General features: G+C 60.1%; 12 protein-coding genes. 2 read left to right on the forward strand and 10 right to left on the reverse strand.

What is annotated here, in order from left to right:
• Positions 1–154 precede the first annotated feature (154 nt).
• The 10 genes from AC1RQB_RS06550 to AC1RQB_RS06595 all read right to left on the reverse strand — a co-directional run bounded on the left by AC1RQB_RS06550 (position 155) and on the right by AC1RQB_RS06595 (position 13,112).
• A complete protein-coding gene (locus tag AC1RQB_RS06550) occupies positions 155–775 on the reverse strand; it encodes a TetR/AcrR family transcriptional regulator (RefSeq protein ID WP_008067663.1) in 621 nt (206 codons plus the stop codon).
• Positions 776–834: 59 nt separating this feature from the next.
• Positions 835–2,517, reverse strand: coding sequence for a class II poly(R)-hydroxyalkanoic acid synthase (phaC, locus tag AC1RQB_RS06555; protein ID WP_063341825.1), 1,683 nt, complete (start codon positions 2,515–2,517; stop codon positions 835–837).
• 129 nt (positions 2,518–2,646) lie between these two features.
• Positions 2,647–3,501 carry a poly(3-hydroxyalkanoate) depolymerase gene (gene phaZ / locus AC1RQB_RS06560; RefSeq protein ID WP_008067658.1) on the reverse strand — a complete coding sequence of 285 codons (855 nt, stop codon included), beginning with the start codon at positions 3,499–3,501 and terminating at the stop codon, positions 2,647–2,649.
• 134 nt (positions 3,502–3,635) lie between these two features.
• Entirely contained in the window at positions 3,636–5,315 is a 1,680-nt protein-coding gene (gene phaC / locus AC1RQB_RS06565; RefSeq protein WP_008067657.1) for a class II poly(R)-hydroxyalkanoic acid synthase, read from the reverse strand.
• A 242-nt stretch (positions 5,316–5,557) separates the two neighbouring features.
• The gene (locus AC1RQB_RS06570; protein WP_008009230.1) at positions 5,558–5,935 is read right to left on the reverse strand and encodes a gamma-butyrobetaine hydroxylase family protein; all 378 of its coding nucleotides are present in this window, start codon (positions 5,933–5,935) and stop codon (positions 5,558–5,560) included.
• 96 nt (positions 5,936–6,031) lie between these two features.
• Positions 6,032–7,372 (reverse strand): ATP-dependent protease ATPase subunit HslU, encoded by a 1,341-nt coding sequence (gene hslU / locus AC1RQB_RS06575; protein WP_007899245.1) that lies wholly within the window; start codon positions 7,370–7,372, stop codon positions 6,032–6,034.
• Between the two features lie 55 nt (positions 7,373–7,427).
• Positions 7,428–7,958, reverse strand: a complete 531-nt coding sequence (gene hslV / locus AC1RQB_RS06580) for an ATP-dependent protease subunit HslV (protein WP_007899242.1) — start codon at positions 7,956–7,958, stop codon at positions 7,428–7,430.
• Between the two features lie 250 nt (positions 7,959–8,208).
• Entirely contained in the window at positions 8,209–8,916 is a 708-nt protein-coding gene (locus AC1RQB_RS06585; protein ID WP_008009226.1) for an SPOR domain-containing protein, read from the reverse strand.
• Position 8,917: 1 nt separating this feature from the next.
• Positions 8,918–10,654 (reverse strand): arginine--tRNA ligase, encoded by a 1,737-nt coding sequence (gene argS / locus AC1RQB_RS06590; protein WP_063341824.1) that lies wholly within the window; start codon positions 10,652–10,654, stop codon positions 8,918–8,920.
• Positions 10,655–10,892: 238 nt separating this feature from the next.
• A complete protein-coding gene (locus tag AC1RQB_RS06595) occupies positions 10,893–13,112 on the reverse strand; it encodes a primosomal protein N' (protein ID WP_008067655.1) in 2,220 nt (739 codons plus the stop codon).
• Positions 13,113–13,414: 302 nt separating this feature from the next.
• Here AC1RQB_RS06595 and rpmE point away from each other — a divergent pair, with 302 nt between their 5' ends.
• Positions 13,415–13,645 carry a 50S ribosomal protein L31 gene (rpmE, locus tag AC1RQB_RS06600; RefSeq protein WP_007899231.1) on the forward strand — a complete coding sequence of 77 codons (231 nt, stop codon included), beginning with the start codon at positions 13,415–13,417 and terminating at the stop codon, positions 13,643–13,645.
• 25 nt (positions 13,646–13,670) lie between these two features.
• A complete protein-coding gene (locus AC1RQB_RS06605) occupies positions 13,671–14,459 on the forward strand; it encodes a thermonuclease family protein (protein WP_063343905.1) in 789 nt (262 codons plus the stop codon).
• The last annotated feature ends 39 nt before the right edge of the window (positions 14,460–14,498 follow it).

A 14,498-nucleotide genomic window follows, 5' to 3' on the forward strand; every position in this document is an offset into this window, starting at 1 on the left:
CGGCCTGCGAAGGTCGGGCGTTTTTGTTTGTGCATGGATTCTAGAAAGCACCACAAATCCAATGTGGGAGCGGGCTTGCTCGCGAAGCGGTGGGTCAATCGACATCAATGTTGAATGATGAATAGCTTTCGCGAGCAAGCCCGCTCCCACAGGGTTAGTCGTGCTCTTCGAGGTACTGCAACGCCAACCGCTCGGTCGCAACCTTGACAGGCGGCAGCAAGTGCGGCGCCACCAGCATCATGATCTGATACACCACCAGTCGCACTTCACCTTCACGGTCGAGAATTCGCTGATAGTCCAGTGAGAACAGCAACGTCATGGTGATTTGTTCCACCAACTGCCCCAGCGCCTGGGTGTCACTGACCAACTGACCTTGAGCTTTCAATTGCGCCAGCAATGAAGCCAGTGTGCGCTTCAACGCATTGAGCAGATTGCGTATTCCCTTGGCCAGTTTCGGCAGGCGGCCGGCAAGGTTCGACAGGTCCTGGAACAGAAACCGGTAATGGGCCAGGCGTTCGATGATCAGGTGCAGGAACAGCCAGTAATCCTCGGGCCCCAATTCCACATCGGACGGTGGGTCGAGCAAGGGCGTCAACTCGGCCTGGAAGCGCTCGAACAGCCCGAGGATCAGCGGTTCCTTGCCGTGGAAATGGTAGTAGAGGTTGCCCGGGCTGATGCCCATTTCGTTGGCCACTTCCATGGTGGACACATTCGGTTCGCCCTTCTGATTGAACAACTGCAGGGCACATTCGAGAATCCGGTCGCGGGTTTTCATCCAGTCTTCTTAATGGTCGAGTCATGCCACGGCCATTGGCGGCCGTGGTTCGTTAAACGTCAGCGCACGCGCACGTAAGTACCGGGTGCCGCCTCCATCGGTGGATAGTTCTGGTTGCCGAGGGCCATCCGGGTTTCGTGTTGTGCGCCGGAGCGTTCCTGAATCCAGTCCAGCCATTGCGTCCACCAACTACCGTCGACGCGCTTGGCGTCGTAATACCAGGCCCGCGGGTCGCTGCTCAGTTTCGGATTCTCGACGTAGTTGGCTTTCGGATTGTTCGGCGGGTTGAGAATGCTCTGTACATGACCGCTGTTGGACAGCACGAAGCGCCGCTCGCCCCCCAGCAGTAATGTCGAGCGATACACCGCATCCCATGGGGTGATGTGATCATTCATGCCTGCCACGCTGAAGCTGTCGACGGTGACTTTCTGCAGGTCGATCGGCGTGCCGCACACTTCCAGCCCGCCAGGATGACTCAGCGGGTTGTGCTTGAAGAAGTCCAGCAGATCACCATGAAATGCCGCTGGCAGACGCGTGTTGTCATTGTTCCAGTAGAGGATGTCGAACGCCGGCGGCTCCTTGCCCATCAGGTAGTTATTGACGAAGTAATTCCAGATCAAGTCGTTGGGACGCATCCAGGCAAACACCCTGGCCATGTCACTGCCTTCCAGAACGCCCTTCTGATACGAGCGGCGCTTGGCCGCTTCCAGCGTCTGTTCATCGGCGAAGAGGGTGGCCGGGCTGTCTATCTGACTGTCGAGCATGCTGACCAGGTAGGTAGCGCTGGATACTCGTCGTAGCTGTCGCTTGGCCTGCAAATGCCCTTGCAGCGCGGCGATGGTCAGCCCACCGGCGCAAGCCCCCATCAGGTTGACCTCGCGCGCGCCGGTGATTGCCCGGCACACATTCATCGCTTCTTCAGTGGCTTCGACGTAAGACGACAGCCCCCATTCGCGATGACGCACATCGGGATTGCGCCAGCTGATAACGAAGGTCTGCAAACCGTTTTTAAGGGCGAACTGGACGAAGCTGTTGTTGGGACTCAAATCGAAAATGTAGTACTTGTTGATCTGCGGCGGCACGATCAATAACGGTTTTGAATACTGCTTTTCGCTCATCGGCTTGTACTGGATCAGCTCCAGCAGCTCATTGCGAAACACCACCGAGCCGGTAGTGGTGGCGACCGTTTTGCCCACCTCGAATGCTTGTTTGGTGACTTGTCTTGGCAGGCCGTTGTTGTGCAGGACATCGTCGACCAGATGGCCGATACCCCGCACCAGACTATTGCCGCCGGAGTTGAAAAATTCCTTGATCGCCAGCGGATTGAGCAGGGTGTTGGACGGCGCCACGGCGTCATTGATCAAGGCAAAGGCAAAGTGGGCGCGGGCACGATCGTCCGGGCTCATGTTGCTTTCGTCGATCCAGCTTTGGACTTCTTTCTGCCAGCTCAGATAGGCCTGCAGACTGCGGCGATAAAAGGGATTGAGGCTCCACGTCGGGTCGGCAAAGCGACTGTCTTGCGGGTTGGTCGGATGCAGGGTTTCACCCAACAATACGCGGCCCAACTGGCCGCCCAGCTTTAAGGCATGCCGGGCCGTATACACCGGGTTGCGCAGGCCGTGGGTGGCCAGGCTGCGCAAGGTCGAAAGCAGGTCCCGGCCGCGCAGACCGGTAACAGCACTCTGAGCATTGATGAATGCAGCGGGAGTGGGCAAAGAGCCCTTCGCTGGTTTGTCGCGCATGAGTTAACACTCCTTCGTCATCAGGCCAAAAACAAACACACCCGAACAAAACACCATAGACGTTGTTGCGGGTTGTTGCGCGGCACGGCCTCCTGCCGACTCCTTTTCATAAACAAAAGTCGGGGTCGGTTAACCGCCCGATGGCGCCGGATGTGGATGCATTACTGCGCGCTGACGTTCTTCCTCAAGAAACTTCATGATGATCGGTGCCACCGCTTCGGCGCGGGTAATCAAGAACAGATGGCCGTCGTCGATGATGTGCAGTTGGGCGTTGGGAATTCGCCAAGCCAGCATGCGCATGTTGATCAGCGGGATCAGTGGGTCGTCGTCACCGGCCAGTACCAGGGTCGGTTGATGGATTTTGTGCAGCCAGTGAATGCTGGTCCAGCCGAGGCCGGCGAACAGCTGCCAGTAATAACCGAGTTTGCCTGCCGAACGAACCCTGGCGGCGTGACTGGCTGCCAGGGTCGGATCGCGACGGAACGAGCCGCCGTAGATCATCGGTGCAATGCGGATCACATGGGAGGGCTGGATGTAGCGTCGCGGGCTGGCCATCATCATCAGCACTTTAGGCTTGCCCGGAACCATCACGGTGCCTGCCGCCGTGGCCGCCAGCACCAGCTTCTTGCAGCGCTCGGGATAGTCATGGGCGAACTGCTGCGCCAGAGCGCCGCCCCACGAAACGCCAATCACGTTGACTTGTCCGTAATCGAGATAGTCGAGCATTCGCGCCGTGAGTTTTGCCAGGCCCGAGAATCGATAGGGTCGATTGGGAGTCGATGAGCCGCCGACACCGGGCACGTCGAAGGCAATGACTTCCAGGTCCGGATCCAGAGCCTGGACGAACGGGAATATCAGCTCCAGGTTGGCGCCGATGCCGTTGAAAATCAGCAAGGGCGTCAAGTGAGGCTTGCCGGGGCGTACCGCTGTGCGGAGGGTCTGGCCATCCAGGTTGACGGTACGGAATACGAACGGTTGCGGCATGCACGAAGCCCTGTAGGTTTTAAACGCTGACCGGGCCGTCCCGGGCCGTCGCAGAATGTTCGAGGCTGGCCTCGAGAGTGATTGATAGAGATCGCGGCACCTCCCAGTGCCGCGGACTGCGTGTTACCTGAAACTCAACGCTCGTGTACATAAGTGCCTGGTGCCGCTTCACCCGCTGGATAGGCCTTGTTGCCAAGGTTGGCGGGGGACTTTTTCAGCTTGCCCGAACGCTCGGCCTGCCACGCCTGCCAATGCAACCACCAGGAATCGGTGTGCTTGGTGGAGTTTTCCATCCATTCTTCGGCATTGACCGGCATGTCGGTGCTGGTCATGTAGCGCGCTTTCGGATTGCCCGGAGGGTTCAGGATGCTCTGGATATGCCCGCTGCTGGACAGCACGAACTCGACCTTGCCGCCGAACAGCTGCGCGGATTTGTAGCAGGACTTCCACGGAGTGATGTGGTCGTTGGTGCCGGCCAGGGAAAAGATGTCGGCAGTGACCTGCTTCAGGTCGATCGGTGTGCCGCACACTTCCAGTGCGTTGGAGCGGATCAGTGGGTTGTTTTTGAACATCTCGATCAGGTCGCCGTGGAACGCGGCCGGCAAGCGAGTGGTGTCGTTGTTCCAGAACAGAATGTCGAAAACCGGAGGCTCGTTGCCCAGCAGGTAGTTGTTGACCCAGTAGTTCCAGATCAGGTCGTTGGGGCGCATCCACGCGAAGACTTTCGCCATGTCACGGCCTTCCAGCACACCGGCCTGGTAAGAATGGCGCTTGGCGGCTTCAAGGGTCTGCTCGTCGACGAACAGAGCCACGTCGCTATCGAGGGTGGTGTCCAGCACGCTGACCATCAGCGTCAGGGCGTTGACCTTCTTCTCGCCGATCGCCGCGTAGTGGCCCAGCAGGGCGGTGCAAGTGATGCCGCCAGAGCAGGCGCCAAGCATGTTCACGTCTTTGCTGCCGGTAATTGCGGTGACCACGTCGACCGCTTCCTTGAGCGCTTCGATGTAGGTCGACAGACCCCACTCGCGCTGCTCCTTGGTCGGGTTGCGCCAGCTGACGATGAACGTCTGCACATTGTTGCGCAGGCAGAAGCGCGCCAGACTCTTGTCCGGGCTCAGGTCGAAAACATAGAACTTGTTGATCTGTGGCGGCACCACCAGCAGTGGGCGTTCATGCACCTGCTCGGTGATCGGTCGGTACTGGATCAACTCCAGCACATCGTTGCGAAACACCACTGCGCCTTCGGTCACGCCCAGGCTCTTGCCGACTTCGAATGCACCCATGTTGACCTGGCTCGGCATGCCACCGTTGTGCACCAGATCCTTGGCCAGGTGGGAGAGACCGTCGAGCAGGCTTTTGCCGCCGGTTTCGAAGAAGCGTTTGACCGCCGCCGGGTTGGCCGCCGTGTTGGTCGGGGCCATGGCTTCGGTCATGAGGTTAATCACGAAATGCCCGCGAGCGACGTCCTTGGGCGAAAGATTGCTGTCATCGATCCACGCGTGAAGCTCCTTGCGCCACGCCAGATAGGTTTGCAAATAACGTTTATAGAGCGGGTTCTGACTCCAGGCCGGATCAAGGAAGCGACGGTCATCACTTTGCGGTTGAAGCTCGGATTTTCCAAACAGCACGTTCTTCAGTTCGATGCCGAAATGAGCGACATGCCTGGCACTGTGGATGGGTTGTCTGATGGCCTGGGTCAGCACCATTCGGGCAGAGCCCAAGAGATCCTTTCTACGTAGTCCAACAACAGGATTCAGCCCCAAGGTATTTTCCGAAGCCTGAAACTTCAAGTCATCGTTAAGCTTGTTACTCATCTACGACGCTCCATTGTCCTGAGACGAGTACCTGAGCCCAGCTGTGTAGTCACACAGCAAACGCCAGGTACTACTGCTCGGGTGACCGTTAATTGCGAATAGCTACAAATGCACGGAACTTGCCAGCTCCATTGGTTACCCGAGTTTAATTTTTTTCGCAAGCGGGCCAATCGTTGACGCCGCAGCGGAGCATTCAAACAGATGGAATTAGAAAATGCCCTCTAAACAGCCAGAGGCCTGTATTAGAGCATCAGCTTGACGACCGATTCATTCGGATCGCGGGTCTTTCCAGCCGCTTTGAGTTCGGCAAGATAATCGTTCCAAAGATCTTCTTGGCGCACTGCCAGCTGGTACAGATATTCCCAAGTGAACAGGCCGCTGTCATGGCCGTCGTCGAAGGTCAATTTCAGTGCGTACTGACCGGCCGGTTCGACCTTGCTCAGGCCGACGCCGATCTTGCCAAATTGCAGGATAGGTTTGCCGTGGCCCTGGACTTCGGCGGAAGGAGAATGCACGCGAAGGAACTCGGCGGGCAGGTGATATTCCTCGCCGGACGCGTATTTGAGCGACAGGGTTTTTGAGGCTTTGTGGAGTTTGATGTCGGTGGGGAGTTGGGTCATGGCGAAGGGCTTCCGGGCTTGAAGCTACAAGCTACAAGCTGCAAGACGGTGATGTCCAGCTTGCAGCTTGCAGCTTGTCGTTTGAAGCTCGCCGCTTTACAGAATGTAGCGGGACAGGTCTTCGTTCTGCGCCAATTCGCCCAAGTGGCTGTTGACGTAATCGGCATCGATCAGGATCGGCTTGTCCTCGTGGGTGCTGGCCAGATCACCGGCGCTGAACGACACCTCTTCAAGCAGGCGCTCGAGCAGGGTATGCAGGCGACGGGCACCGATGTTTTCGGTTTTCTCGTTGACCTGCCAGGCGATCTCGGCGAGACGCTTGATGCCGTCCGGGAGGAATTCGATGAGCAGACCTTCGGTTTTCAGCAGTGCACAATATTGCTCGGTGAGCGATGCATGCGGCTCGCTGAGGATGCGCTCGAAATCTTCCGGGCTCAGGGCCTTGAGTTCGACCCGAATCGGCAGGCGACCTTGCAGCTCCGGCACCAGATCGCTCGGCTTGCTCAGGTGGAACGCACCGGAAGCGATGAACAGGATGTGGTCAGTCTTGACCATGCCCAGTTTGGTGTTGACGGTGCAGCCTTCAATCAGCGGCAGCAAGTCGCGCTGTACGCCTTCACGGGACACGTCGACGCCCCCGGAGTTGCCTCGCTTGGCAACCTTGTCGATTTCGTCGATGAACACGATGCCGTGCTGCTCGACGGCTTCCAGGGCCTTGGCCTTCAATTCTTCTTCGTTGACGAGGCGACCGGCTTCTTCGTCGCGAACCAGTTTCAGCGCTTCCTTGACCTTGAGCTTGCGGTTTTTGCGCTTGCCCTTGCCCATGTTGGCGAACAGGCTCTGCAGCTGGTTGGTCATTTCTTCCATGCCCGGTGGCGCGGAGATATCGACGCCGGACACTTCGGCCACTTCGATTTCGATCTCCTTGTCATCCAGCTGACCTTCACGCAGGCGCTTGCGGAACAGCTGACGGGTGTTGGAATCGGCCGACGGTGCAGCGTCCTCGTTGCTGAAGCCCATGCGTGCCGGTGGCAGCAAGGCGTCGAGGATGCGTTCTTCGGCAGCGTCTTCGGCGCGGTGGCGAACCTTGGTCATTTCCTGTTCGCGCAGCAGTTTGATCGCGGCGTCGGCCAGATCACGAATGATCGATTCGACGTCGCGGCCGACGTAGCCCACTTCGGTGAACTTGGTCGCTTCGACCTTGATGAACGGCGCGTTGGCCAGTTTGGCCAGGCGACGGGCGATCTCGGTTTTACCGACACCGGTCGGGCCGATCATCAGGATGTTCTTGGGGGTGACTTCGACGCGCAGCTCTTCAGGCAGCTGCATCCGGCGCCAGCGGTTACGCAAGGCGATGGCGACGGCGCGTTTGGCATCGTCCTGGCCGATGATATGGCGATTGAGTTCGTGGACGATTTCACGGGGGGTCATGGGCATAGTAATTGGCGGTCCTCAAGCAAAAGTGAGCCGTGGCGCAATGGCCTGCACAGGCTTACTCAGCGAGATCCTGCTCCTCGATGGTGAAGGTGTGGTTGGTGAACACGCAGATGTCGCCGGCGATGCCGAGCGCTGTTTCGACGATTTCCCGAGCCGACAAATCGGTTTTCTTCAACAGGGCACTCGCGGCAGCCTGGGCGTAACCGCCGCCGGAACCCATGGCGATCAGGCCTTCTTCGGGCTCAACCACGTCACCGTTGCCGGTGATGATCAGGGAGGCATCTTTGTTGGCGACCGCGAGCATGGCTTCGAGGCGGCTTAGGGAGCGGTCGGTGCGCCATTCTTTGGCGAGTTCGACGGCAGCGCGAACCAGGTGGCCCTGATGTTTCTCCAACTGGCCTTCGAAACGCTCGAAGAGGGTGAAGGCGTCAGCGGTGGCCCCGGCAAAACCGGCGATAACCTGGCCGTGGTAGAGGCGGCGAACTTTCTTCGCGTTGCCTTTCATCACGGTATTACCGAGCGAAACCTGGCCGTCGCCGCCCATGACGACTTTGCCGTGGCGGCGAACTGAAACGATGGTGGTCAAGGGAGAGTCTCCACGCAGCGGGGCGAAAATGCCTTATGCCAACTCATATGGGGGTGGTGGAGCGTTTTTCAACTGTAGGACGCGGCGGGGGACGAGCGGTGCGAGGCGCGTAGGAGCTGCCGAAGGCTTGATCGTTCCCACGCTCTGCGTGGGAATGCCTCAAGGGACGCTCCGCGTTCCAGCTCTAGAAAGGGACGCGGAGCGTCCCGGGCTGCATTCCCACGCGGAGCGTGGGAACGATCATGAAGGGTCAGCGGCTTTGGCGTTGTTGTAACAACAGGTTGCTGAAGCCGCTGCCCGCCAGTTGCTTCTGAGCGGTTGTCAGCTGTTCGCGGTTGCTGAACGGGCCAACCAGCACCCGATACCAGGTCTCGTCCTTCACCGTGCCGGATTCAACCGCCACGGCCTGACCCAGCAGGATGATCTGCGCACGCACCTTGTCGGCATCGGCTTCCTTGCGGAACGAACCGGCCTGCAGGAAGAACTTGGTCACCGGTGCAGCTTTCGCCACGGGCGGCGCTGGCGGCGGGGTGATGCCGGCCAATGCCGCTTGAGCCCGGGCCGTGTCGATCTTCGCTGCTTGCTCCGGTGTCACCGGCGTGGTCGGAATGGCCGGCACTTGTGGTGTCGGCAGGGTTTTCTCCGGCACCGCGTCCGGCGGCACGATGACTTCCGATTCCGGCAGCAAGGTGTAGAAATCGTACTTCGGCTTCACCGGTTGCGTCGGGCTCGGCGGAGTCTTGTTGGCCTCGGCGATCTTGGTGGCTTTCTGCTGCTCGATCTTCTCGCGCTTGACGGTATCGCTGCCCTTGCCCGGCTCCAGCTTCATCAGGAACACAATGAACGCACCGACCGTCAGGCCGATGGCCATCCACAGCCAGCCCGGGATCGGTTGCTTTGCAGGAGCTTGGTAACGGCTGGCGCCACGCTTGGGGGCAGGTTTTTTCTTGGCAGCCAACTTACATGCGCTCCAGAGTTTCCAGACCCAAGAGTTCCAGGCCTTGCTTGAGAGTGCGACCGGTCAGCGCGGCGAGGCGCAGGCGGCTCTGCATTTGCGCCGGGGTGTCGGCGCCGAGGATCGGGCAGTTCTCGTAGAAGCTGGAGAACAGGCCGGCGACATCGTACAGGTAGGTGCAGAGGATGTGCGGCGTGCCTTTGTCGGACACGTTGTTCAGTATTTCGCCGAACTGCGCCAGTTTCGCGGCCAGTTCATGTTCGTGCGGCGCTTCGAGGGCGATCTGCCCTTCGACTTCGCTGAAGTCCTTGCCGAGTTTGCGGAACACGCCGGCCACCCGGGTGTAGGCGTACAGCAGGTATGGCGCGGTGTTGCCTTCGAAGTTCAGCATCAGGTCGAAGTTGAAGCTGTAGTCGCTGGTGCGGTGCTTGGACAGGTCGGCGTATTTCACTGCGCCAATGCCCACGACCTTGGCGATGTTGCGCAACTCGTCTTCGGCAAGCTCCGGGTTCTTCTCTTTCACCAGTGTGTAGGCGCGTTCCTGGGCTTCGGTCAGCAGGTCGATCAGCTTCACGGTGCCGCCATCACGGGTCTTGAACGGACGGCCGTCGGCGCCGTTCATGGTGCCGAAGCCCATGTGTTCCATTTCCATCGGGTGCGTCACGAAACCGGCCAGGCGCGCGACCTGGAACACTTGCTGGAAGTGCAGAGCCTGGCGCTGGTCGACGAAATACAGCGCACGATCGGCCTTCAGCACGCCGCTGCGATAACGCACGGCTGCCAGGTCGGTGGTGGCGTAGAGGTAGCCGCCGTCAGCCTTGACGATGATCACCGGCAGCGGGTCGCCGTCGGCGTTCTTGAATTCGTCGAGGAATACGCATTGAGCGCCGTTGCTCTCGACCAGCAGGCCAGCGGCCTTGAGGTCGTTGACCACGTTGATCAGGTCGTCGTTGTAGGCGCTTTCGCCCATTACGTCGGCCATGGTCAGTTTGACGTTCAGCAATTCGTAGATTTTCTGGCAGTGCGACAGCGAGATGTCTTTGAACTTGGTCCACAGCGCCAGGCAGTCCGGGTCGCCGGCTTGCAGCTTGACCACCAGGCCGCGGGCGCGATCGGCGAACTCTGCGGATTCGTCGAAGCGTTGCTTGGCGGCGCGGTAGAAGTTTTCCAGGTCCGACAGCTCATCACTGGTGATCGGGTTTTCCTGCAGGTAAGCCATCAGCATGCCGAACTGGGTGCCCCAGTCGCCAACGTGGTTCTGGCGGATCACTTCGTCGCCGAGGAACTCCAGAACCCGGGCCACGCCGTCGCCGATGATGGTCGAACGCAAGTGGCCGACGTGCATCTCTTTGGCCAGGTTCGGGGCCGACAGGTCAACCACGGTGCGCTGCACCGGACCGGCTTTGCGCACGCCGATGTGGTCGTCGGCCAGCGCCTCGTCCAGGCGGGTCGCCAGGGCTTGAGTGTTCTGGAAGAAGTTCAGGAAGCCAGGGCCGGCGATTTCGGCTTTGGAGACGTTCTCGTCAGCCGGCAGCGCGGCGATGATTTTCTCGGCCAGGTCACGGGGCTTCATGCCCGCAGGCTTGGCCAGCATCATGGCGATGTTGCTGGCGAAGTCGCCGTTTTTCTTGTCTCGGGAGTTTTCCACCTGGATCGCCGGCGACAGGCCTTCAGGCAACACACCTTCGTTGACGAGTTGGGTGATGGCTTGTTGGATCAGCTGGCGAATGGTGTCTTTCATGGTCTTCTCTTTCGACCGCTAGCGCGGCGGCGCTTCGATGCGCTGGTGGAAAAACTGGGCATTATCCGTTGCGAAGACGGGCTTGCCAACTATAGCGGGCAGGTTATGGATATGTGGTGACAAATCGACCGCTATCGCGGGCAAGCCCGCTCCCACAGGGTAAGTGGTATGACGTAGAGCAAGTGAACAACGCAGATCCCTGTGGGAGCCGGGCTTGCCCGCGATAGCGATCTTGAATTCAATACAAATCGACCGGATCCACATCCAGCGACCAGCGCACCGCCCGCCCACTCGGCATCTGCTCCAAAACCAGCAACCAACTGCTCAGCAATCGATGCAGCGGCGCCCGGGCCGTGGCTTGCAGCAACAACTGCGCGCGATAACGCCCGGCCCGGCGCTCCATCGGTGCCGGCACCGGCCCCAGCAACTCAATCCCGGTCAGATTCTGCTCGGCGAGCAAACGCTCGGCCTCGCTGCACGCTTCATCGAGGAAGCCTTCGGCCTGCCCCGGTTTATGCGCTTCGGCCCGCAGCAGTGCGAGATGCGCAAACGGCGGCAGACCGGCGGAGCGGCGTTCGCTCAACGCCTGTTCGGCAAAGGCGAAATAGCCTTGTTCGGTCAGTTGCACCAGCAGCGGATGGTCCGCCAGGTGCGTCTGGATTATCACTTTGCCAGGCTCTTCGGCCCGCCCCGCGCGCCCGGCGACCTGGACGATCAACTGCGCCATGCGTTCGCTGGCGCGGAAATCGCCGGAGAACAGTCCGCCGTCGGCATCCAGAATCGACACCAGGGTCACCCGTGGAAAGTGGTGCCCTTTGGCAAGCATTTGTGTGCCGACCAGAATGCACGGCTGGCCTTTTTGAATGGTGGCGAACAGTTGATTCATCGCGTCTTTGCGTGAAGTGCTGTCGCGGTCGACCCGCAGCACCGGGACGTGCGGAAACAAAATCCCCAGGCGTTCTTCGGCGCGCTCGGTACCGGCGCCCACAGGCCGCAGATCGACCTTGCCGCACTTCGGGCAATGGCGGGGCACTCGTTCGACGTAGCCACAATGGTGGCAACGCAGTTCGCCGGAGCGCTGGTGCACGGTCATTCGCGCGTCGCAGCGCTGGCATTCAGACATCCAGCCGCAGTCGTGGCAGAGCAGCGTCGGGGCGAACCCTCGGCGGTTGAGGAAAACCAGCACTTGCTGGCCGGCGGCCAGGGTCTGACCGATGGCTTGCTGCATCGGCCCGGAAATGCCGCTGTCCAGCGGACGACTTTTCACGTCCAGGCGCAGGAACCGTGGTTGCTTGGCGCCACCGGCCCGCTCATTCAGGCGTAAGAGACCGTAACGACCGGTGTAGGCGTTTTGCAGGCTTTCCAGCGAAGGTGTGGCGGATCCGAGGACAATCGGGATGTTTTCCTGCCGGGCGCGGACCAGTGCCAGGTCGCGGGCGTGGTAGCGCAGGCCTTCCTGCTGTTTATAAGAGCCGTCGTGCTCTTCATCGATGATGATCAGGCCGGGGTTTTTCATCGGCGTGAACAGTGCCGAACGGGTACCGATAATAATGTCGGCCTCACCATCCCGTGCCGCCAGCCAGGCTTCCAGGCGTTCGCGGTCATTGACTGCGGAGTGGATCAGCGCGATACGCGCATTGAAGCGCTGCTCGAAGCGCGCCAGGGTTTGCGGGCCGAGGTTGATCTCCGGGATCAGCACCATGGCTTGCTTACCGGCCTCGAGGGTTTCGCGGATCAGCTGCAAATAGACTTCGGTCTTGCCGCTGCCGGTGACGCCAGCCAGCAGGAACGCGTGATAACTGTCGAATCCGGCGCGAATCGCTTCATAAGCGGCGCGCTGCTCCGGGTTGAGCGGCAATTCCGGTTGCGCTAGCCAGTGTTCGTGGCGGGCGCCGGGGGCGTGCTTGCGGATTTCGACTTGCACCAGATCTTTGGCCAGCAACAGATCGAGGCTGTCCTTGCTCAGCATCAGTTTGCTCAGCAACTGATGAGCGACGCCATGGGGATGCTGGGACAGGGTTGCCAAGGCTTCACGCTGGCGTGGTGCGCGGGCGATGCGCGGATCATCAAGGCTGGCGCCGGGTGCGGCGGACCAAAAGCGTTCCTGACGAGCCTCGGCCAGTTCACCCTGACGCAACAACACTGGCAGCGCCCAACTCAACGTGTCGCCGAGGCTGTGCTGGTAATACTGAGAGGTCCACAGGCACAGCTTGAACAGCGCGGGCGGCAGCGGCGGCGTGGCGTCGAGCAGCGCCAGGGCCGGTTTGAGCTTTTCTACCGGCACTTCGCTGGTGTCGGTGACCTCCACCAGAATCCCGATCATCTCCCGCCGGCCGAACGGCACCCGCAAGCGCATGCCAGGGTGCAACTGGGCGCGCAAGATACCGGCCGGGGCACGATAATCGAACAGGCGGCGCAGAGGCGAAGGCAGGGCGAGGCGCAGAATGGCGTTGGGCACGCGGGGGGATCTCTCTGGGCGGGCAGTAAGAAAGGCTGAGCGCAATCCCTGTGGGAGCGGGCTTGCCCGCGAAGAGGCCCATACAGTGGGCATCTTCATTGGCTGTCAGGACGCTTTCGCGGGCAAGCCAGCTCCCACAGGTTTGCGTGCTGATGATCAGCATTTGAGGCGCGAGCCTAGCAGACGACTGGTTTAAGCGACAGCTTGCGTGAATGGCATTGTCTGGTAGAATCCGCGGCCTAATTACGTGCGGTATTCAACAATGGTGTTGAGTGGCGGCACGCTAGCCTGAGGAATACATCATGAAAGCCGATATCCATCCAACATACGAAATCACCGCAGTTACCTGCAGCTGTGGCAACAAGTTCGAAACTCGTTCGAACCTGGCCAAGCCTCTGGCGATCGACGTATGCAACGAGTGCCACCCGTTCTACACCGGTAAGCAGAAGACTCTGGATACTGGCGGTCGTGTACAGCGCTTCGCAGACCGTTTCGGCGCTTTCGGCAAGAAAGCTCCTGCTGCTGCAGAGTAAGGTCGAAAGCCCCGTGGGCTTTTCCTTGCTGATGAAAAAGGCGTCCCTCGCGGGCGCCTTTTTTGTGTCCGCGATTTGGCTTTCCGGTGCCCAGGCCTTCTGCCCGGCGCCGAGCGGGCTCACGTCGGTCACGGTGCAGCGCGTGGTGGATGGCGACACTTTGCGTCTGAGCGATGGCCGCAGTGTGCGCATGATTGGTTTGAATACGCCGGAGCTGGGCAAGCAGGGTCGTTCCGACGAGCCGTTCGCGGTGGCCGCGCGCAAACGCCTTGAGGCTCTGGTGGCCGCCAGCGACGGGCGGGTCGGTTTGTTGCCGGGTAAGGAAAGCAAGGACCATTACGGCCGCACCCTGGCTCATGTCTACAGTGTCGATGGGGCCAACCTCGAAGCGCAGATGCTCGCCGAGGGGCTCGGTTTTCAGGTGGCGGTGGCACCGAATGTCGATTTGGTCGCCTGCCAGCAAGCGGCTGAACGCAGTGCTCGTCGGGCCGGTCTCGGGCTGTGGCGACAATCACCTGTATTGAAAGCGGAGCAGATCAGCGCATCCGGTTTCGCCATGCTCAGTGGTCGTGTGAGCAAGGTTCAGCGCAATCGAGGCGGGGTTTGGATCGAGTTGCAGGATTCGGTTGTATTGCGGGTTGCACCCAATGTGCTGGAGCAATTCGATGTCGCATCGCTTGAAAAGCTCAAAGGCAAGCAAATCGAGGCTCGTGGCTGGGTAGTGGATCGTTCGCGCCGCGGAGGGTTGAAACCGGGGCAGGCGCGCTGGCTTCTGCCGCTGACCGATCGAGCGATGTTGCAGGCAGCACCGTAAGAAAAAATTGTAGACATTTTTCATGTTGATTGTGAACAG

This window comes from Pseudomonas sp. GW822-FHT02E03 (genome assembly GCF_058802325.1).